At 38.3% G+C, this 20,422-nt stretch carries 22 protein-coding genes; 8 read left to right on the top strand and 14 right to left on the bottom strand.

Translation table 11 applies throughout. The features are described from left to right. Window positions 1-24: 24 nt before the first annotated feature. From PTQ34_RS05875 to surE, 3 genes are read right to left on the bottom strand one after another with little or no spacing between them, the layout of a single operon-like run. Window positions 25-1,170, bottom strand: a complete 1,146-nt coding sequence (locus tag PTQ34_RS05875; protein WP_273932604.1) for a bifunctional 2-C-methyl-D-erythritol 4-phosphate cytidylyltransferase/2-C-methyl-D-erythritol 2,4-cyclodiphosphate synthase — start codon at window positions 1,168-1,170, stop codon at window positions 25-27. A gap of 9 nt (window positions 1,171-1,179) precedes the next feature. Next, window positions 1,180-1,617 carry a hypothetical protein gene (locus PTQ34_RS05870; RefSeq protein WP_273930981.1) on the bottom strand — a complete coding sequence of 146 codons (438 nt, stop codon included), beginning with the start codon at window positions 1,615-1,617 and terminating at the stop codon, window positions 1,180-1,182. After that, entirely contained in the window at window positions 1,610-2,398 is a 789-nt protein-coding gene (gene surE / locus PTQ34_RS05865) for a 5'/3'-nucleotidase SurE (RefSeq protein ID WP_273932603.1), read from the bottom strand. The genes PTQ34_RS05870 and surE overlap by 8 nt, the downstream gene beginning before the upstream one ends. Before the next feature lie 44 nt (window positions 2,399-2,442). On the opposite strand from surE, the gene lpxB reads away from it, so the two are divergent. Continuing rightward, window positions 2,443-3,486, top strand: a complete 1,044-nt coding sequence (gene lpxB, locus PTQ34_RS05860) for a lipid-A-disaccharide synthase (RefSeq protein ID WP_273932602.1) — start codon at window positions 2,443-2,445, stop codon at window positions 3,484-3,486. Window positions 3,487-3,592: 106 nt separating this feature from the next. Here lpxB and PTQ34_RS05855 read toward each other — a convergent pair whose 3' ends face one another. From PTQ34_RS05855 to gltX, 9 genes are all read right to left on the bottom strand, one after another. Beyond that, window positions 3,593-4,405 carry an MBL fold metallo-hydrolase gene (locus tag PTQ34_RS05855; RefSeq protein WP_273932601.1) on the bottom strand — a complete coding sequence of 271 codons (813 nt, stop codon included), beginning with the start codon at window positions 4,403-4,405 and terminating at the stop codon, window positions 3,593-3,595. Window positions 4,406-4,415: 10 nt separating this feature from the next. Next, window positions 4,416-5,786 carry an amidophosphoribosyltransferase gene (purF, locus tag PTQ34_RS05850; RefSeq protein WP_273932600.1) on the bottom strand — a complete coding sequence of 457 codons (1,371 nt, stop codon included), beginning with the start codon at window positions 5,784-5,786 and terminating at the stop codon, window positions 4,416-4,418. Between the two features lie 2 nt (window positions 5,787-5,788). Then, complete coding sequence (dapB, locus tag PTQ34_RS05845) at window positions 5,789-6,550, bottom strand: 4-hydroxy-tetrahydrodipicolinate reductase (RefSeq protein WP_273932598.1); 762 nt, start codon at window positions 6,548-6,550, stop codon at window positions 5,789-5,791. A 79-nt stretch (window positions 6,551-6,629) separates the two neighbouring features. Beyond that, window positions 6,630-7,484 (bottom strand): nucleoside-diphosphate sugar epimerase/dehydratase, encoded by an 855-nt coding sequence (locus tag PTQ34_RS05840; protein ID WP_273932596.1) that lies wholly within the window; start codon window positions 7,482-7,484, stop codon window positions 6,630-6,632. Then, complete coding sequence (locus PTQ34_RS05835) at window positions 7,484-8,170, bottom strand: NTP transferase domain-containing protein (RefSeq protein ID WP_273932595.1); 687 nt, start codon at window positions 8,168-8,170, stop codon at window positions 7,484-7,486. The genes PTQ34_RS05840 and PTQ34_RS05835 overlap by 1 nt, the downstream gene beginning before the upstream one ends. Then, window positions 8,167-9,000, bottom strand: a complete 834-nt coding sequence (locus tag PTQ34_RS05830) for a DMT family transporter (protein ID WP_273932594.1) — start codon at window positions 8,998-9,000, stop codon at window positions 8,167-8,169. The genes PTQ34_RS05835 and PTQ34_RS05830 overlap by 4 nt, the downstream gene beginning before the upstream one ends. Continuing rightward, entirely contained in the window at window positions 8,997-9,848 is an 852-nt protein-coding gene (locus PTQ34_RS05825) for a choline kinase family protein (RefSeq protein ID WP_273932591.1), read from the bottom strand. The genes PTQ34_RS05830 and PTQ34_RS05825 overlap by 4 nt, the downstream gene beginning before the upstream one ends. A 37-nt stretch (window positions 9,849-9,885) precedes the next feature. Next, on the bottom strand, window positions 9,886-11,286 hold the full coding sequence (locus tag PTQ34_RS05820) for an alanine/glycine:cation symporter family protein (protein ID WP_273932589.1): 1,401 nt from the start codon (window positions 11,284-11,286) through the stop codon (window positions 9,886-9,888). 8 nt (window positions 11,287-11,294) lie between these two features. Next, window positions 11,295-12,671, bottom strand: a complete 1,377-nt coding sequence (gene gltX, locus PTQ34_RS05815) for a glutamate--tRNA ligase (protein WP_273932588.1) — start codon at window positions 12,669-12,671, stop codon at window positions 11,295-11,297. A 70-nt stretch (window positions 12,672-12,741) separates the two neighbouring features. On the opposite strand from gltX, the gene PTQ34_RS05810 reads away from it, so the two are divergent. Both PTQ34_RS05810 and moaA read left to right on the top strand, forming a co-directional pair. Continuing rightward, a complete protein-coding gene (locus PTQ34_RS05810; protein WP_273932587.1) occupies window positions 12,742-13,569 on the top strand; it encodes a peptidylprolyl isomerase in 828 nt (275 codons plus the stop codon). Between the two features lie 57 nt (window positions 13,570-13,626). Next, window positions 13,627-14,586 (top strand): GTP 3',8-cyclase MoaA, encoded by a 960-nt coding sequence (gene moaA, locus PTQ34_RS05805; RefSeq protein ID WP_273932586.1) that lies wholly within the window; start codon window positions 13,627-13,629, stop codon window positions 14,584-14,586. Between the two features lie 99 nt (window positions 14,587-14,685). Here moaA and blaOXA read toward each other — a convergent pair whose 3' ends face one another. Then, window positions 14,686-15,468 (bottom strand): OXA-61 family class D beta-lactamase, encoded by a 783-nt coding sequence (gene blaOXA, locus PTQ34_RS05800; protein ID WP_273930992.1) that lies wholly within the window; start codon window positions 15,466-15,468, stop codon window positions 14,686-14,688. A 491-nt stretch (window positions 15,469-15,959) separates the two neighbouring features. Continuing rightward, on the bottom strand, window positions 15,960-16,862 hold the full coding sequence (gene miaA, locus PTQ34_RS05795) for a tRNA (adenosine(37)-N6)-dimethylallyltransferase MiaA (RefSeq protein WP_273932584.1): 903 nt from the start codon (window positions 16,860-16,862) through the stop codon (window positions 15,960-15,962). A gap of 80 nt (window positions 16,863-16,942) precedes the next feature. On the opposite strand from miaA, the gene mqnP reads away from it, so the two are divergent. The 5 genes from mqnP to PTQ34_RS05770 all read left to right on the top strand — a co-directional run bounded on the left by mqnP (window position 16,943) and on the right by PTQ34_RS05770 (window position 20,171). Further along, the gene (gene mqnP, locus PTQ34_RS05790; RefSeq protein WP_273932583.1) at window positions 16,943-17,803 is read left to right on the top strand and encodes a menaquinone biosynthesis prenyltransferase MqnP; all 861 of its coding nucleotides are present in this window, start codon (window positions 16,943-16,945) and stop codon (window positions 17,801-17,803) included. Next, window positions 17,788-18,309, top strand: coding sequence for a hypothetical protein (locus tag PTQ34_RS05785; protein WP_273932582.1), 522 nt, complete (start codon window positions 17,788-17,790; stop codon window positions 18,307-18,309). Before mqnP ends, PTQ34_RS05785 begins: the two co-directional genes overlap by 16 nt. Continuing rightward, window positions 18,299-18,850 carry a hypothetical protein gene (locus PTQ34_RS05780; RefSeq protein ID WP_273932581.1) on the top strand — a complete coding sequence of 184 codons (552 nt, stop codon included), beginning with the start codon at window positions 18,299-18,301 and terminating at the stop codon, window positions 18,848-18,850. Before PTQ34_RS05785 ends, PTQ34_RS05780 begins: the two co-directional genes overlap by 11 nt. A gap of 417 nt (window positions 18,851-19,267) precedes the next feature. Further along, complete coding sequence (locus PTQ34_RS05775; RefSeq protein ID WP_273932580.1) at window positions 19,268-20,002, top strand: hypothetical protein; 735 nt, start codon at window positions 19,268-19,270, stop codon at window positions 20,000-20,002. Beyond that, a complete protein-coding gene (locus tag PTQ34_RS05770; protein WP_273932579.1) occupies window positions 19,989-20,171 on the top strand; it encodes a hypothetical protein in 183 nt (60 codons plus the stop codon). Before PTQ34_RS05775 ends, PTQ34_RS05770 begins: the two co-directional genes overlap by 14 nt. Window positions 20,172-20,422: the final 251 nt, after the last annotated feature.

The following is a 20,422-nucleotide window of genomic DNA, read 5'->3' as shown; positions in this document are numbered from 1 at the left end:
AAAATACTAGGAATTCTAGAATTCCTAGTATAATTTTGGCTCGCCTTTACTCCAATCAAAATATCTAATGCTAGCAGTAGCGATTGCACCAAAGCCCTCGCCAGTGCCGATAAAGCCCATTTTCTCCATTGTTGTGGCCTTGATATTTACAAAATTTTGCGCTAGTGCTAGGGCGTCTGCGACATTTTTTCGCATTGCTTCTTTGTGTGGAGTGATTTTTGGCTTTTCGCAAAGTATGGTTATATCAGCATTTATTATCTCAAATCCATAGCTTTTTACCACCCTTGCGCACTCACGCAAAAGCTGCGTAGAATCAGCCCCTTTAAACTTTGGATCATTATCAGGAAAAAACTCGCCTATATCGCCAAGGGCTGCTGCGCCAAAAAGCGCATCGCACAAAGCATGTAGTGGTGCGTCCCCATCACTGTGGGCTAAAACGCCTTTATCGTGAGCGATTTTAACGCCACAAAGCGTAACAAAATCGCCTTCTTTAAAGCGGTGAACATCAAAACCATGCCCGCTAAAAACCCTGCTAGTAGGAGGGGCAAAACCAAGATTTTTAAGCTTTAAAAGGTCTTTTTGATAAGTTAGTTTAAAGGCGTTTTCATCGCCCTCCATAAAGGCGATTTTGCCGCCCACAGCAGCTATTGCTGCGCTATCATCGTTATAAAACTCGCCTTTTTCTAGCGCAGATTTTAAAAGCTTGGTTTGTGAGAGTTGCGGTGTGCCAATAAGCCCTAGTTCGTCTCTATTTGCATGAGAGCCATTAAATATTATGCTATCAGCGCACTTTAATACAGGGACTATACAATCAGCCTTTTCTTTGCTCTTTATTAGTCTATTTACAAGCTCACTGCTAACCCCCAGCCTAGCAGCGTCCGTGCTTATCACAAAAGGCGTATCTACAAGAGCTAGAGCATTTTTTAAGCTCTCTTGCCTTGTAGCTCCTCCTTTTGCGTAGCAAAACTCTGGGGCAAAATACTTCATGTGCTTTATCTCAGCCTCGCTGCCTACAATGATGATTTTTTCAAAATCAGCGTAGCTAGCAAGACGCCTAGCCAAAACTAGCCAAAATGGATCATCGCCACTTCTAAGCCACTGCTTTTTTTGCGCTAAGCCAAAGCGAGTGCTATCCCCAGCCCCTAAAATAATTAGCGTTATATCTTTCATTTTATCCCTTTATTTTCTAGCTTTTATACCTTTGCTTTCTATCTCATCTATTTCGCTTGAGTAGTCTGGATTTTTGGCTTTTAAGTCTCTATTAAATGATGAAATAATCTTAGCATCGCTGTTAGCAGAGGCTGCATGAAGCGAGATAAAATCTAGATATTCTCTTGCGCTTGCTGGAATTTTGCCTGCGTTTTTAGCTGGGATTGTAAAATTGCCTACAAAATATCCGCTAAGTATGCCTAGATCGTCTTTTGATGGAGTGTTGTTTAGCATATGGCGATTAAGGTCTGCTATGCTTACATTATGACCCTTTAAAATCATGCTAATTACATTTATTTCATCTTTTGCGAGCAGATTTTTTAGCATCAAAATCACAGCTGTCAAAAAAGCCCCAAAAAGCATAAGCACCACAAAGCCAGCTGCGCCTAAAAATATAATCTTACTCATTTATCCCCCTTGCCCAAAGCCCTAGCTCATCAAGGCTAGCATGAGCGCACATATCGACCTTTATTGGACTTAGCGTGGCAAAGTTTTTGGTAATTAAAGTGATGTCGCAATCATCGTTTTCTAGCGTGGCTACCACATCAGGCTCACCTAGCCAGATATACTCGCCACCTCTTGGGTCAATGCGTATATCAAGCTTGGTATCATAGTTTCGCTTGCCGGTTTTGGCTACTTTTAGCCCCTTAAAATCAGTCTTAGAACAAGCTGGGATATTTAGGTTTAAAAACTCTCTTTCTCCTAGCTTTGGAGGGAATTCTAGAATTCTTGCTGCTATATCACAGGTGATTTTACAGGCTAGGTCGTAGCTGTATTTTTCTATGCTGTCATTTTCGTAATACAGCGAACTAGCAAGGGCTGGCACTCCACGCAATACTGCCTCCATAGCCCCAGCGCAAGTCCCTGAGTAGCTGATATCTTCACCTAAGTTTGCGCCGTGATTTACACCGCTAATTACCAGATCAATTTTACCATCAAAAAGCTTTGAAAGCCCTACATACACGCAATCACTAGGCGTGCCGTCATGTAGGCTATAAATATCTTTTTCATGTTTTTTTAGTCTTAAAGGGTGGTGTAAGGTAATAGAGTGCGAACAAGCTGATTTTTGTAAATGCGGTGCTATTAGCCAGATATTTGCGTCTTTAAAACGCTCTTTTAGTGCTTTGTGTAATTCTCTAATGCCCTTTGCGTCGTAGCCATCGTCGTTTGTAAGTAGGATATTTTTCATTTCTTGCCTTTTTGTGTGGTATAATATCAAAAAAAGGTTAATCTATGAAAATTCTAATCTCAGCCTTGGAGGCTTCTGCGAACTTACATCTCTCTCATGTGATAAAAGAACTAGAAAAGCACGAAAAAATAGAGCTTTGCGGTATTTTTGAGCTTGAGGGTTATAGTGGGGCTTTACACAAAAGCAGCGAGTTTAGCGCAATGGGCTTTGTAGAGGTTTTAGGGCTAATTGCTAAGGCAAAAAGGGCTTTAAAAAAAATGGTAGAGCTTGCAAAAGACTGCGATACCGTGCTGCTAATCGACTCTCCAGCCTTTAACATGCCACTAGCTAAGGCTTTAAAAAAAGCAAATATAAAGGTAAATTACTACATCTTGCCACAAGTTTGGGCGTGGAAAGAATATAGAGCTAAGATTTTAGCGCAAAACTGCGAAAATCTACTTAGCATTTTGCCCTTTGAGCGTGAGTATTTTGGAACGCCCTGTAAGTTTGTAGGACACCCACTTTTAGATGAGATAAAGGTAGAAAAAAGCAAGCAAAAAAGCGGAATAATTGCCTTTTTGCCAGGTTCTAGGCGAAGTGAGATTTGGCGGCTTATGCCGGTTTTTAGAGAGCTTGCTAGTAAGCTTGATGGCAGAAAAATCATCGCTGTCCCAGCGCATCTAAAAGGCAAGGAAAGCGAGTATTACGGCGATACTAGCGGTTTTGAGCTAAGCTATGATGCAAACTCTCTTTTGGCGCAAGCTGATTTTGCTTTTATTTGTTCTGGTACAGCTACGCTTCAAGCAGCGCTTATTGGCACGCCTTTTGTGCTGTGCTACAAGGCAAAGGCGATTGATGTGTTTTTGGCTAGACTTTTTGTACGAAAGTTAAAGCATATCGGGCTAGCAAATATTATTTTTGATTTTCTTGGACAAGCTGCGCTTCACGCTGAGCTAATCCAAGATGAGGTAAGTGCGGCTGCGCTTTTAGCTGCGTATAAAGACTGTGATACTAGCGCCTTTGCCAAGGGCTGCTTGAAGCTAAAAAAATATCTAAGCCACGGCGCAAGCGCAAATGTAGCAAAGATTTTGCTAGAAAAAAGCCACTAGGAATTCTAGAATTCCTAGGAAATTTATACTAGGAATTCTAGATTTATTCTAGGAATTCCAGAATTCCTAAGAAATTTATACTAGGAATTCTAGATTTGAGTTTATTTTAAGGCACTTCTAGTGGCTCAGGCTCGCTGTAAGGAAAGTGTGTGCCCATGACCTTTATATCTGGGTTTTTCTTAAAAATTTCTAAGATTTTTTTGCGTTCAGCCACAGCTGATTTTTTGTCTATATCATAGATGTGAGCGATTTCTGGGCGTTTGATTTGCACATCAAAAGCATATATCATATCAGCGATGTCATAAAACTCATCATTGAAGTTAAAAATCGTCATTCCAGGAGTGTGCCCTGGGACAAAAATCGGCTTTATGTTAGAATTTTTAGTAACTAGATTTTCTCCGTTCATATAAAATAACATGCGCTTTTTATACATATTTAGGCGTTTTTTGGTCTTATCATCGCCTTTTTTCATCCAGTATTCATACTCAGCTTTGTTTATGAGCAAAGTAGCATTGGCAAAAGTCGCTCCAGTCTCTCCAAGCCCACCGATGTGGTCAGGATGTCCGTGAGAGACCGCTACTTGCGTGATTTGATCAGGTTTTACACCTCGTTTTTTTAGCTCTGCTTTTAGCTTTGAAGTCGTGCTTGAAAGTCCAGTATCAATAAGCATGGTAAAATCAGGATTTTTTACTAGCACGACATTATATAGCCTTGGGTCAGTATCTTTTGAGTAAGTTTGCTCTATAAGCTGTTCATCGCTTGTATTTTCTGGGACTAGCAAATCAGGATCTACGCTAGCTTCAAGCAATGAAATTACATATATTTCATTGTCGCCGATTTTTAGATCAGGTTTTATAGCAGGTTCTTCTGCCATACTTAGCGCAAAAAACAGCGCAACTAAAAACAATTTTTTTAACATTTTTATCCTTTCATTTTATGAAATAATTACCATCAAAACTAACAAGAGAGTATTTTCTCTCATCTCCAAGAGCTTTTACGAGCTCATCAATGCTTAGGAATTCCAAACTATCAGCGCCTATATACTCGCAAATCTGAGCGCAAGTTTTCTTGGCACTTATTAGCTCATCACGGTTTGGCGTATCTATGCCATAAACCTCAGCATAGCGGATTTGTGGGGCTGCGATTTTCATGTGAATTTCTTTTGCACCTGCGTGGCGAAGCATCTCTACTATGCGCTTGCTAGTTGTGCCACGCACTATGCTATCATCGATTACTACTATGCTTTTTCCTGCTAAAACTGAGCTCATAGGATTTAGCTTTAGTTTTACTTTTAGATTGCGAATTTCTTGCGTTGGTTCTATAAAAGTTCTGCCTACATAGTGATTCCTTACTATTGCCATCTCAAAAGGAATATTCGCACTCTGCGCATATCCAAGTGCTGCTGGCACGCCAGAGTCAGGCACAGGTATTACTAGATCGGCTTTTGCTTTTATGTTACCGCAAGTATCGCAGGAATTTTCACAGCTTTTATTTGCTAGTGCTGCGCCAAGGCGTTTTCTCATCTCATATACGCTTTTTCCCTCTATCACGCTATCTGGCCTAGCAAAATAAATATATTCAAAAGCACAAATTCTAGGCTCACTCTCAAAGATTTTTATGCTCTCAAAGCTGTCTTTACCCTCTTCAAAGATGATCATTTCGCCAGGTTCTACATCACGCACGAAGCTAGCCCCTAGCAAATCAAAAGCACAAGTCTCACTAGCTACGATATATCCGCCATCTTTTAGCCTACCTATGCTTAGTGGCCTCACACCGTATGCATCACGCACAGCAAAGACCTTTTTGCGGCTCATTATAAGTAGGCAGTATGCGCCTTTTATCTCTTTTAGGGCTTCTATTATTCTATCTTTTAGCTTTGGTGCTGAGCTTTTTGCGATTAGGTGGAGTATGTTTTCAGTATCCATATTGCTTTGAAAGATTGCGCCGTTTTTTACTAGGCTTTCTCTTACTTCTTTTTTATTTACAAGATTGCCATTATGAACGATGCTAATCTCGCCCAAAGCATACCTAGCAGCTACTGGCTGGGCGTCATTGCCACTTTCTTTGCCAGCGGTTGAGTAGCGGTTATGCCCTATTGCCATTGCGCCTTTTAGCGTATTTAGTTTTTCTTCGCTAAAAACCTCTGTTACTAGACCTTTTGCTTTTATGGTGCTGATTTTATGCTCAAAATTTGCGCTTATACCGCTTGCTTCTTGACCTCTGTGCTGCATAGCAAAAAGTCCATAATACGCTGATTTTGCTGCGTGTTCGCTATTTATGATTCCAACTATTGCGCACATTTTTATAGTCCCAAACAATCATCTATGCTATATCTCTTTGGCTCTTTATTAGCTAGCCAAATAGCTGCTTTTATAGCACCTTTGGCAAAAGTAGCACGGCTTGTAGCGGTGTGATTTAGCTCTATAAACTCTCCATCATTATAAAAGCCCACCGTGTGGCGACCTACGATATCTCCACCCCTTAGGCTCATTACAGCTATTTCATCTTTGCTTCTAGCACCTACTTGTCCGTCCCTGCCGCTAACTCGCACTTTATTTAGATCTAGATTTCTAGCTTGCGCCACGCTTGTAGCCAAGGTTAGAGCAGTGCCACTTGGGCTATCTACTTTGCGGCGGTGGTGCATTTCGCAGATTTCTATATCAAAGTCTTCTAGTGCTTTACTAGCAAGTTTTGAGAGCTTATTTAGCACGGCTACTCCAAGACTCATATTTGTAGCTTGTAAAATCGGCATAGAATTACTTGCTAGATTTATTAGATTTTCGCCCTGATCCCCAAGTCCTGTGGTGCCTATTACTAGCGCTTTTGGGTTTGTTCTAGCATAGTTTATTAGCTCCAAGCTAGCAGCAGCCACGCTAAAATCAATCACCACATCGCAACTGCTAAAAAGCTCTTTAAGGCTAGTCTTTACAGCATCTTTAAGATCAGCTATGCTTGCTGGGTCACGCTCATAAGCCCCTGCTAGAACAGCCCCAGAGCCATCTAAGTTTGCGATTATCTCTCGCCCCATTTTGCCATTTGCGCCAAAAATTCCTACTTTTACCATTTTTATCCTTTAAAAATAAAGCCTTGAATTCTAGCAAAAAATAAGTAAGTTTAGAATAAATTTATAAAATTTTAGCAATTTATAGCTTTTTTAATGTTTGAAAATCTACCAAATTTCCATAGTCATTTGCCAAAAATTGCTTTGGAATTTCTAAGTAGTTTTTGCCATACACTAAACTTAGATACTCATCATATCGTTTTGGAGCTTTTAGCTTAAAATCCTTATAATCAAGACTAATTAACTCATCTAAAAACTCTTTTGGGATATAAAAATATTTTTCATTATAAGGCAAGGTATAGAAGTTTTTATATTTATCATATGCATTTATATCTAAGACCATCTTTTCTTCGCTATTATCACTTATAATGATATTAAATATATCACCTTTTTTTCTCGCAGCGTAATCTTTTTGACAATATCTAATTTCAATATTTAATTCAGGAAAAACCTGGGGTAGAATATTGGCTAAATTAGATAAACTTTTATTCTCAAAAAGCATAATATCTACATCGCTAACTACGCTTAATTCTCTTTTGCGTAAAATACTAAGCAAGCCTGAACCATCTATAAAATAATCATAGCCTAGTTCATCTAGAATTCCTACTAAGCTTTTTACATAGTAATTTGTAGTTTTAGCCCTATTATCAGCCGAGTAGCTTATGTCTTTATCATCTATTAGTTTTATTTTTTCTTTGCTTATGCCTAAGTTTAATAGCTGAGCACTCATCTCATCAGCCCACACCCCACCTATAAGCACAGCATCAAAGTTTAGCTTTTTTAGCTCTGCTGGAGCGATGATTTTTATTCCTTTGTAAAAAGTATTTATTTTACTAGGCGAATTATCTATGAAAGCTACTATATCATCTTTGTCTTTGATAGCTCTATATATAGCTCTACCAGCTGCGCCTGTGCCAAAAATCACTACTTTTGCCATTATATTTTCCTTGCCATTTTTTCTTCTAATTCTTTTATATCATCCAAATCATCTATTTCGCATACTAGCGAATTATTTATTATTCTTTGCTTTATTTGTATTTTATCATACATACTAGCAATAACATTGTCATAATAAAGCTTCCTGTCATTAAAGAATTCTTGTTTTAGAGTGCTTATTTTTTCTTTGATTTTAAGAGCGTCATCTTTGCTAAAATACGAAATCCCAAGCAAAGATGGTTCTTTTTTGCTAGCAATCTCAATCTTGTTAGCAAAGCCATTTTTGGTTTTTAGTATCCATTCTTTTTTGGGCGAGTTTCTAATCGTAGTGTATAAAGTAGAGTTTTTTTCTTGTTTTAAGATATTTTTTAGCATTACCACATCAGCATCTATGATAAAACTATCACCAAAAAACTCTAATGCCACACAAAAGGAGCTTAGATTATTTTGTGTGGCAAAGTTTTTATTAAAAAGTAATTTTACGCCAAACTTACTCTCTAAATACAAAAAATCCTCTGCTTTATATCCAGTCACTACGCAGATTTCATCCACATTTATTTCTTTTAAAAACTTAATTGTCCTTTCGATATTTGGCTCATCAAAGACCTTTAATAGTGCTTTGTGAGTTTTTTGCGTGATATCTTTTAGCCTGCTGCCAAGCCCTGCTGCTAAGATAATAGCGTTCATTTTACCTCAATTTTTATAGTTTTTGCATTGCTAAGCAAGCATCCAAAAATTATAATGAGAGCACAAAGCAATAAATACATATTTATTTGACTACCAAAAAATACACCAAAAACCACTATCCATGCTGAGTATGAGATATTTAGTCCCATGGCTTTTAGCGCACCAAGTTTGCTGATTGCTTTGTAATAAAACAAATACGAAATAGTGCCTAAAACGCTAGCAACACAAACAAGATAAAGATTGCTCTGGCTAAAATCAAGTTTACCTAGGCTAAATACAGCTAGAATTCCTACAAAAGAAAAAAAGCTGCTAACACATTGCCTTATAAAAAGTGCTGTTTTTTCATCTGTGCCTTTATTTAGCGCAAGTTTTACTATCACGCACTCACTACCCCAGCAAAAAGCGCAGCCAAGCGCACAAAAAGCACCAAGAAAGCTAAACTCGTTTAAATTTATATTAAAAAGCATAAAAGTGCCAAAAATAGCCAAAACCAAGCCAAAATACCCTAACAAACTCAAATACTCTCTTAAAACAAAATGAGCTAAAACCGCACTAAATATAGGATACAAGCTACTAAGCACTCCAGCTATACTGGCTGATGAGAGATAAATGCCAAGCAAATATAAAATCATACCAAGCCCACCAGCAATACCAGCTAGGATTAGGATTTTTAGCTCTTGCTTTTTTAGATTTATTTTGCTAGTAAAAAATAGCAGCCAAACAGCAATAAAATCATGAAAAAAGCAAATAATAAGCACAAACGCACTTATATAAGAAAGCACTATCGTATCAAGTGCCCAAAAAATACCGCTAAATAAACCAAAAATCATATTTCATCTCTATTTAAAGCAGCATTTAGCCTAGTTTTTGCATAGTCTATGTAATTTGTGTTTTCATCGCTTTTTGCCACTGCCCACACAGCCCATAGTATATCTACAAGGTTTTTATAATACTTTATTTTTTGCCTTTTTATCTCATCTGCACCATATGCTAGCAAAAACTCATTTTCAAGCTCCAAGCCAAGCTCACACTCTATTATAAATGATGCCAAGTCCCAACACGGATCATTTAGCCCAGCGTACTCCCAGTCAATTAGTCTAATATCTTTATCGCTTACTAATATATTTTGTGGCACCAAATCCCCATGCGTAGGGGCAAAAACAAACTCAGTGTTAAAATATTTTTGATTTATATTTTTAACTTTTTCTAAGTGATGATAAAAAGGCTCTAAGCCTTTTTTAAGCTCATCAAACCAAAAACTAGAATTCCTAGCAAATTCTAGATACTTTTTCATCTCATCAGCAGGATTAAAGTGGTATTTAAAATCTAGTTTTGAAGTGTGTAGAGCTTTTAGTTTATTAGCAAGGGCGTTAAAATGTTTTCCCATATCTGTGAAGTTTAGAGTTTTTGCGTTTATAAACTCTGTTATTTTTATGCCTGTTTTGCTATCAAAATACAAGCATTTTGCGCTTATACTCTCCCCCATAAGTGCTTTTTCTATATGTTTTTCTTGTTCTCTATTTATTATAGCTTGTGCGTTTTTTGGTGGAATTCTAAGGATATAATGATTTGCGTCACTTTTAACTAAATAATTAGTATTTGTCATTCCACCAATTTTTGTGATTTGAAGGGCTTTAAAAGGCGTGATAGCCTCAAAGAGCCTTTTAATCTCATTCATACGCCCCCCCCCCATTTAAATCACCTATAAGCATTTCTTACTTCCAAAACTCAGTATTGTTTATACCTACATCGCTGGCTTTAAATACTGGATTTTTTCCTTCTTTTCTTTGTTTTTGATAGTCTTTTAGCACACGCACGGCTATATTGCTAAGTAGCAAAATTGCTACTATATTTACACTAGCCATAAAGCCCATAAACACATCAGCCAAATCCCACGCAAGGCTAAGGCTAAGCTGAGCCCCCACAAAAACCATAAGCATAGCCAAAAGCCTAAATACAAAAAGCCCACGCTTGCTAGTGCTAATAAACTTAAAGTTTGCCTCTGCATAAAAGTGATTGCCTATAATAGAAGTAAAGGCAAAAAGCACGATAGCAACGCTAACAAAAAGCAGTCCAAAAGAACCTAAATGCTCTTGCATAACGCCTTGGATGAGCCCTAAGCCTTTTAGCTCTGTGTTTTTTACAATATCAGCGCAAAGCACCATAAAAGCAGAACACGAACAAATCACCAAGGTGTCAATAAAAACTGAAAGCGTTTGAACCATACCTTGTTTGGCTGGGTGGCTAGTGTGAGCTGAGGCTGCTGCGTTTGGGGCTGAGCCCATGCCTGCTTCGTTTGAGTAAAGCCCACGTTTTATGCCTATTACGATAGCTGAGCCTGCAAAGCCTGAGAAAATCGCTTCAAAGTTAAAAGCTTCTTCAAAAACATGAGAAAATATCATAGGCAGCTTTTCTATATTTGAAAAAATCACAAATAAAGCCACAAGCAAATAGCCAAGTGCCATAGCAGGCACCAAAACAGAGCTTATAAACGCTGTTGCCTTAGCCCCTTTAAAAAAGAAATAGCCTGATAAAATAGCGACTATAATGCCTACAAAAAGCTTAAAGCTAGTATTTTCAAAGCCACCAGCATAGATATCAAAAGCAGATGCTAAGGTGTAGGATTGAAGTCCATTAAAGCCAAAAGAAAAGCACAAAATAAGACTAATAGCAAAAAGCACGCCAAAGCTTTTTGAGCTAAGTGCGCTCTCTATATAATACGCTGGTCCGCCTTTGTAACTATGCTTGCCATCGCTTCTTTTATACACTTGTGCTAGCGTACTCTCTACAAAGGCACTAGCTCCACCTAAAATAGCAGTTATCCACATCCAAAAAAGCGCACCCACGCCACCACCTGCGATAGCTACTGCCACGCCTACGATATTTCCTATGCCTACACGAGACGCAGTGGAGACCATAAGTGCGCCAAAAGGCGAAATATGCTCTTTTTGGCTCTTTTCTCTTAGCACAAAAATAGCATCTTTTAAAAACCTTAGCTGTATAAAACCTGTCCTAAAACTAAGGTAAAGCCCACATAAAATCAAAGCAAACACCAGCCAGTAAGTGTATAAAAACCCACTTACTAAGCCTACGAAATTTTCTACTGCGCTATACATTTTTTTCTTTATGCTTTTAGGAATTCTAGAATTCTCTTTTTTACTTCACTAGCGCCTAGCACTTCCATCATCTCAAAAATTCCAGGGCTTACAGAACCGCCAGTTAGCGCAATTCGCACATTTTGAGCCAAGTCTTTTAGCGTTTTGCCTTTGCTATTTAGGAATTCCATTGTAAAATGCTCAAACTCGCTAGTATTTTCTAAGCCCTCTTTAAACTCGGCTAAATACTGAGCTAAAAGCGCCTTACTCTCATCATTTACAAACTTTTTCATAGCCTTTTCATCATAGCTACTTGGCGCATTGATTATAAGCTCTACACCTGCTTTTATATCAAGCAGAGTTTTTGCCCGCTCTTGCAATAAACTCATAAGTAGCTCGCCCTTTGGCAAGCCCCTAAAATCAATGCCAAAAAATAGCATTTCATCAGCTAGTTCATAAAAGCCAGAATTCTTTATATAATAAGCATTTAGCCACTCTAATTTGCTTAGATTATAAGTGCTTGCGCTTTTGTTTATGTCTTTTGGGTCAAAGAGGCGCAGCATATCACTCATGCTAAAAATCTCATCATCGCCATGCCCCCAGCCAAGCCGTACTAAAAAGTTTAGCAAAGCCTGTGGCAAATAGCCCATGCGCTTATACTCCATAACATCAGTTGCGCCGTGCCTTTTGCTAAGTTTGCTGCCATCGCTTCCATTTATCATCGCTACATGATAAAACTTTGGCACCTTAAAGCCAAGCGCATCATAAAGAATAATCTGCTTTGGCGTGTTGCTAAGGTGATCATCACCACGGATTACATCACTTACGCCCATTAGCGCATCGTCGATTACCACCGTGAAATTATAAGTAGGCGAGCCATCACTTCTAGCTATGATAAAATCATCTAAAATATCAGCTGCCTCAAAGCTAATATGCCCTTTAATGCCATCATCAAACTCTATTTTGCCCAAAAGTGGGGCTTTTATGCGAATTACTGGCTCTATCCCCTCTGGCGGTGTGCCAGTAAAGTCTCTGTATCTGCCATCGTATTTTGGGCGTTCTTTGCGTGCTTCTTGTTCTTTGCGAAGGGCGTCTAGCTCGTCTTTGCTCATGTAGCATTTATAGGCTTTGCCACTCTCAAGTAGCTCGTTTATGTATTTTTTGTATATCTCAGTACGGCGACTTTGAAACTCCACCTCGCCATCATACTCTAACCCACACCAGTCAAAGGCTTCTTTTATAGCCTCTACTGCTGCATCCGAGTTTCTAGCTAGGTCAGTATCTTCTATGCGTAGCAAAAACTTTCCGCCGTTTTTGCGTGCGTAAAGATAGTTATATAGTGCTGTGCGTAGTCCGCCTACATGTAAAAATCCAGTAGGACTTGGTGCAAATCTAGTAACAATCATTTTTTAAACCTAATTTGAAAAAATTTTGGCTATAATTCTAGCTTAATTTACTTTAAAAAAAGGTTTTGGTATGAAAAAAATATTTTTATCCCTTGCGCTTGGACTAGCCATAAGCACGAATGGGGCGTATCTAAACGGAGTTGCCGCTACTGTAAATAATGAGCCTATTACTGATTATGATGTTGAGCTTGTAGTAAAGCGCATGAATATAACGCCAAATGATGCGCTAAATGTGCTAATACGAGATAAGCTAGAACTTTCGCAGATAAAAGAGCTGGGGCTGTCTGCTTCTGAGAGCGAGATAAATGAAGAACTAAGCCAAATTGCCAAGCAAAACGGCTATAGCGACCTTGCAAGCTACGCTCAAGTGCTTAGCCACAAAGCAGGTGCGCTAGCCAAACTAAGAGAGCAGGCAAAAGAAAATTTATCTAGAGCAAAGCTATATGATTTTATAATAAGTCAGCCAAATGACAATATCACAAGGGCAAATGCTATGCGCTTTTACGAGCAAAATCGTGGTATGTTTACTCGCTTTAGCTCAGCAAAAGTTACTCGCTACATGGCAAAAAGCGGTGCTACCTTGGGGCGTGTAAAGGCCCAGGGGTTAGCCTCAGGCGTAACAACTACGGCAATGAGCATATATCCAAACTCAGCTGATAACCGCGTGCTAAATCTCATAGCCGCAGCAAATGTAGGCGACTTTACGCCTATAGTGCGTGAAGGCGATAGCTACGTAATGTATAAGGTAAACTCAAAAGAAAATCCGCAAGTAGTAGCCTTCGAAGAAGTAGAACAAAATGTAGCTACAATGATGGCTGAACAAGAAAAAGAAGCGCTGATTGCTGATTATTTTAACAAACTGCGTGCAAAAGCTAATATAGAAATAATCAAGCGATAAAAATATTCTAGGAATTCTAGAATTTTTTGGGAATTCTAAATTTTATAAAAGGTAAAAATGCTAATAGACGCATACGGACGAGTGATTGATTATTTGCGTATTTCACTTACGCAAAGGTGTAATTTCCGCTGTCAATACTGCATGCCAGAATCAGGCGTAGAACTAGACAAGCATGAAAATATGCTTAGCCACGAAGAGATGTTTGAGTTTGTAAAAATCTGCATTGACAATGGTATAAAAAAAGTACGAATAAGCGGCGGTGAACCGCTGGTTAGAAAAGGCGCAGAGGACTTTATAGCAATGATTTTTGCTTATGCGCCCCATATTGATCTAGCCATGACTACAAATGGATATTTTTTAAAGGCCAAGGCGCAGGCTCTAAAAAACGCTGGGCTAAAAAGGCTAAATATCTCGCTTGATACACTAGATAATGAAAAATTCAGGCAAATCGCTCGCCGTGACGGACTAGAGCAGGTGCTAGAGGGCATAGAAGCTGCCAAAAGCGCAGGCCTAGGCATAAAGCTAAATACTGTGGCGATAAAAGGCTTTAATGATGATGAATTTGAGGCTCTCATGAGCTTTGCGGCGGCTAATAATGCGCAAATCCGCTTTATAGAATACATGGAAAACAAGCACGCAAACCCTGAGCTAAAAAGCATACGAGCTGATGAAATACTAAGCAAAATCGCTACTTTTAAAAACTTTAAAGAAATTACAAAAAGCCCGCAAAGCCCAAGCCGACTTTTTGCTTGCGATGATGGCTATATCTTTGGGCTTATAAATCCCCACCAGTGCGACTTTTGTACCACTTGTAACCGCATAAGGCTAAGTAGCGAGGGGCTGCTTATTCCTTGCCTTTATTTTGATGAGGGTAAGAGCATTTTAGCAGCGATGAAAAAGGGCGATTTAGCAAGTGCTAAGCAGATTTTAGCTGATGTGCTAGCAAATAAACCAGAAAAAAACCGCTGGCAAGAAAATCAAATCAGCGAGCGAGGCTTTTACCAAACCGGCGGTTAAAATCTAGAATTCCTAATGTAAAATCTAGAATTTCCTAAGAAATTTTAGCGTAGCTAATTCTAGAATTCCTAACCACTTTAAATAAGAATTCTAGAATTCCTAACTACTTGTGTCATCATTTTTAACTTTTTTTACAAGTTCATCTAAATATTTTTCTAAAATTTTTTCTCTTTTATATAAATCTTCAAATTTATCAATATCTAAATTTAGCGCGAAAGCCTTATATTTATTTTCATCTTTTAAATACACAAAACCTACAATCCAAGCAATTTTTTGCTCATCATTAAAACCTGTTTTTCCAAAAAGCTCTAAATTTTCCATATTTTTTAAATAAATCATTTCCTTAACACTATTCATTGCTTCTTGAGAAAAAGGTAAGCTATTTTGTGAAAGTCTAAAAAGCAAAATTGCTTGTTCTTTAGCGCTTATTTTTAGTGAGTTGTCAAGCCAAAAAGTATCGATCTTGGAAATTTTAGCATTACCATAATGAAGCTTGTTTAAATATTCTTGCATAGTTTTGATACCAATTCTTCTTGCCACTTCTTTAAAAGCAAGAACATTAGAATATTTTATAGCTGAACTTAAATTCATATCTTGCGCCCAAGAAGATAAAAATACTTTTTCACCTCTATAGTGATAAAAAATTTCTTTTTTAGTTTTTATCACACCACTATCAAGTGCAATTAGAGCATTAAAAATTTTAAAAGTGGAAGCGGGAGAGAAAGTCTCCATAGCCCTTGAAAAGTCGTTACTCGCCCAAGTTTTTCCATCATAAAAAACAAAAGTGCCGCTTGTATTATACTCTTTAAACCAATTATTTAATATCTTATCTTGCCCAAACACTAAATTTAAGAAAAGTAAAAATAAAGTTATTTTTTTCATAAAATATCTTTCTATTTAAATAATTTTAAACAAAATACTTTTTAAAGCTTTATTTTATTTAAATATCCTTTAACATGAACTGAAATTTTCTAAAATTGTGACCGGACAATCTCTATAAAAATTCCCCAACTTGCGTATTTTTGTCATCCCCCGACTTGATCGGAGGATAACATCACAGAAAAATTTAGAATTCCTAGGGGCTTTTTGTGTTTATATCATTTAAGAATTCTAGAATTCTAGAATTCCATATAGAGATCCTCGGGTCAAGCCCGAGGATGACACAAGGCAGGCTGGGGGATGACATAGTAGGGAATTCTAGAATTCCCAAGGATAAATTTAGAATTCCTAAGAATAAATTTAGAATTCCTTAAAGATTGCTTCGCTTCGCTCGCAATGACGAGATTTGGGAATTCTAGTTTTGGGAATTCTAGTTTTAGGAATTCTAAATTTAGGAATTTTAGATAAAAAATACCCCCTAACCCCCAAAAAACCTAGGAATTCCACTCTTTACAGCTCTCTAAAATCACGCTTTTTGCGCTCTCAAAGCTTAGTTTTTTAGCACTAAATTGAGAGTTAAAAAAAGTGCGCTGTCTTTTAGCAAGCTGCGCTGTGTGCGTTATAATAAGCTCTTTTAGCTCATTTTCATTTAAAATCTCGCCACGCAAAAACTGCCCACACTCTTTTAGCCCCACTGAATTTAGTGGCTTTAAGCTGTGATCAAAAGAGCCAAAAAGCCCCTTTGCCTCGCCCAAAAGCCCAGAGCTAAGCATTGCGCAAGTGCGCTTTTTAATGCGTTCTTTTAAAAGCTCTTTTTCCCAGCAAAGCTCGTAAATTTCAATATTTTTTATCAAAGGCTCTTTTGTATTTGCCTTTAAAAACTCGCTAGGAATTCTAGAATTCCCCAAACTAGAATTCCCTAAAAAAGAGTAAATATCAAACCACTTTTGTAATCTAAAAGTATCATTTGTGCTGTATTTGGCGCAAAACTCGCTATCACAGCTTTTTGCAAGCGCAAAAATCTCGTTATTTTGCGGATAAAAACTAGCTCTAGGCACTCTCGGCGCAAGCCCTGAAATCAGTGCTTTTAGATAAAAGCCAGAACCGCCTGTGATGATGAGGTTTTTGCCCTGCGCTTTACAAAACTCGGAGGCCCTTTTATACTCGCAAAAAAACTCGCCTGCGCTAAAATCTTCATCCACGCTTTTTAAATCCACGCCAAAATGCTTTATGCTAGCTAGCTCATCAGGGCTTGGTTTTGCTGAGGCGACAGAGATTTCTTTATACACGCATAGCGAATCAAGGCTTAAAATCACAGTATTTAGCAAGGGCGCAAGCTCTAAGGCTAGGGCTGTTTTGCCACTTGCGGTAGCCCCTATTATTGCGATTTGCTTCAAGCATTTCCTTTAAATTTTTGCCAAAATTATACTTAAATATCAAAGAATTTTGCTAAAATATAGGCTCTAAAAGGATAAAAATGACACTAAAAGCCCTAAAAGACACACTAGAACTCATTGTTTTTAAGCATTCTATTTTTGCTTTACCTTTCATCTTTACAGCGATGTTTGTAGCTAGCAAAAGCCTAAATGGTACGGCGTGGTTCGGCTGGCATTTGCTGATTTTTGGCGTACTTTGTGCGGTATCAGCTCGCAACTTTGCTATGGGAGTAAACCGCTACCACGACGCAGCGATTGATGCTCTAAACCCACGCACAGCAAGCCGCCCTAGCGTGGATGGCAGGATTGGCAAGAGCAATATGAAAATCTTTATTGCCATAAACGCCCTTATTTTCGTGCTTAGCTCAGCTTTTATAAACTCGCTTGCTTTTTGGCTGTCTTTCCCCTTTTTGCTAGTTTTGGCAAGCTACTCGTATTTTAAGAGCTTTTCTGCACTAGCGCATGTGATTTTAGGACTTTGCCTTGGGCTCTCGCCTATAGCTGGGGCTGTGGCTGTGCTAGCTGAAATTCCGCTTTGGAGCGTGCTACTTTGCTGTGGAGTGGTGTTTTGGGTGGCTGGCTTTGATGTGCTTTATGCTCTTCAAGACATGGAATTTGATAAAAAAATGGGGCTTTTTAGTATCCCATCTCGTTTTGGGCATGATGCTAGCATGGCAGCAGCAGCCTTGTTTCACGCATTAGCGGTGCTGTTTTGGCTGCTTTTTGCTGCTGCGGCTGGACTGGGGGGCTTTGCTTACGCAGGAGTTTTAGTTTGTGCTTTTATACTTTATAAAGAGCATTTGATCGTGCGCAAGGACTTTAGCAAGATTGATAAGGCGTTTTTTACGCTAAATGGCTGGGTGAGCGTAGCATTTATGGTATTTGTATGGGTGAGCTTATGAATGAGATGAGATTTGTTAGTGCTGAATTAAAGGTGAGTTTTTGCCTTGATGATGGTAGCTTTGAGAGTGAGTTTTCTAGCTCTCACAATGGCCTTGATGAGTGGATGAGTATGCTAAAGGCAAAAGAAGGCGGAGAAAACACCGACCCACTTACACTAAAGGTGCTAACAGAGGTGCTAAGAAAGCTTGAAAACATTGAAAATATGCTTAGTGGCAAGGACAGTTCTGCTAATCTAGGCAATGAAAAAAATGCTAATAAAATCGGCTATGAGGGCTTTGGCTTTGAAAATGCGTGCTTAGAAACTGGCAAAAAATACTTTGCTAGAGTGATGATAGGCGGTTTTGTACATAAAAATATTAAACTCTTTTTTGAGGCTGTGGATGAAAAAACAGCTAAAATCACTCGCATAAGCAAATTTGATGAAAAAGAGTGGGCTTCAAATGTCGCCAGATATGAAATGGGCGCAATAAGAGCCAAAAAGCAAAAGGATAATGATGAGTATTGATTTGCTAATTATGATAAGTTTGGCTCTGTTAATCCTAGCAGGACTTGCGTGGGGCTGGATGACGATACAAGGACTACAAAACAAGCTCTCAAATCACACAAAAAGCTTTGATAAACTAATGCAAATCAACTACCAGCTAAACAAAGAACTAAGCGAGCTAAAAAAAGAGCTAAACTCAGTGGCGATGGCGTCAGCTAGTAGCTCTCGCAGTGGGGCTGCCTTTAGCCTAGAAGAGATCACGCGCCGTATAGATGCTCGCATAAACGAAGCCCTAGCAAGCCGTGTGATGCCTATGCTAGAGAGCCTGCGCCGCTTAGAGAGTAGCGTAGATGACTTTACAAATGACCACGAAGAGCGTATGCTAGACCTTGAAGAGCGCACCAAAAGCATAGGCAAGATAACGCCACCAAGCTTTAGCGCTGAGGAGGATAAGATAGAAAGTCTCTTTAACGCTGGCAAAAGTGCTGAAGAAATCGCTCGTGATATGCACATAACGGTAGGTAAGGTAAATATGGTGCTGAGGTTAAGAAAGCTGATTTAATCTTTGCCCTACGGCGGCTAGCTGCTGGAGCGAGTTTAGAATTCGCTAGTCTTTGTCATCCCCCGACTTGATCGGGGGATCTCCACTCTAGGAATTCTAGAATTCCTAAGGATAAATTTGGAATTCCTAGAGATTGCTTCGCTTCGCTCGCAATGACGAAAATTCTAGAATTCCCTAGTCTTTTAACAGCCGCCACCGCAAAACCCAAAGGACAGCGCGAGTTAGAATTCCCTAGGAATTCTAAAATTCCGTCCAAAATTCCGTCATTGCGAGAGAGAATTTTAGAATTTGGGCATTTGTGTATTTGGTGTGGGCTAAATTCTAGAATTTGGCTTTTTGGTGTTTTGAATTCTAGAATTTCAAAGAAAGTTATAATAGAAAACCATTAGAATAGTGGTTTTTTAAGAGGGAGATATTGTGGGTATATTTCTATTGCCGTTTTTTATTTTTATTTTTGTTTATTTTTTTCCGTATTTTTGGGCGATGGCGATAAGCTCTGCGATGAGCTTAAATATTAAGCTTAAATTCCAGATTTTACTCTCTGTGTTTTTGTTTGTTTTTGTGGGGTTTTGTGCTGTTTATTGTTACGCTATAGATACCGATCATACGCTTTATTTATTGTTTCTGGCTGGATATGTGATAGGTACACCGCTTTGGGTGCTTCGTTTTTATTTAAACGAAAGGACTAGCAAAGTGCGTTTTTATATAGGTTTGGTGGCTACGCTTTTTATCATTTGGGAAATGGAAGTGCCTCAAAGGATACTTTTTCACTCTCTTACAAAAGATAAAACTATGTATGATATAGAGATTGTAGATGAGCTTTTTGATGGTAATACAACTAGTGTGACTTATGGTTATAGTGAAAATAGAAAAAAATGTATTAAAGATATTTTTAGCTGTCCTTTTATGCCACTTCCAAGACAACTACAACATCATTTCTTTACTACAAGAAATGGCGAAAAAATCGTGGTAGCAAATGTATATGCACCTTATTATGGCAAAAGTTTATTTCTAAATTATTTTGAAAATTTAAATACTACACACTCACCTTATAGAGCTTTTTCTTTAAAATCTTTAACAAATAAAGAAGTATTTGAACATTTAAGAAATCTAAAATCTAGCCAAAAAGGAGAAAACAATGGCAACAATTAAAAAAATCAAAATGTTTAACGAAAACGGAAAACCTACACCTGAGGGTCAAATAATTATTAATGATGGTGCGTATTTAGCTGATATGGCGTATAAAAATAGAAAAGAGTTAAAGAAGGTATCTTTAAATCCAGACGCAAAAGATGATGAAATAATTATAATCCAAAACTAGGGGATCTCATCACAAAGAATTTAGAATTCCTTAGCTTTTATTATCGCTACCGCGAAGTTTAAAGGGTAGCAAAAATCTAGAATTCCTTAAAGATTGCTTCGGCTTTTTCAAGCCCCGCAATGACGAAATTCTAGAATTCCCCATAGAGATCCCCCAAAAGGAGCTGGGGGATGACACAAAAAGCAAAGCCCGAGGATGACATAGTATGGAATTCTAGACAACCTCGCCTCTAGGGAATTCTAGAATTCCTA

The sequence above is a fragment of the Campylobacter magnus genome, from assembly GCF_028649595.1.
Classification (GTDB): Bacteria; Campylobacterota; Campylobacteria; order Campylobacterales; family Campylobacteraceae; genus Campylobacter; species Campylobacter magnus.
The sequence above is the reverse complement of the archived record's forward strand: the minus strand, read 5'-3'. Positions and strand labels throughout refer to the sequence as shown.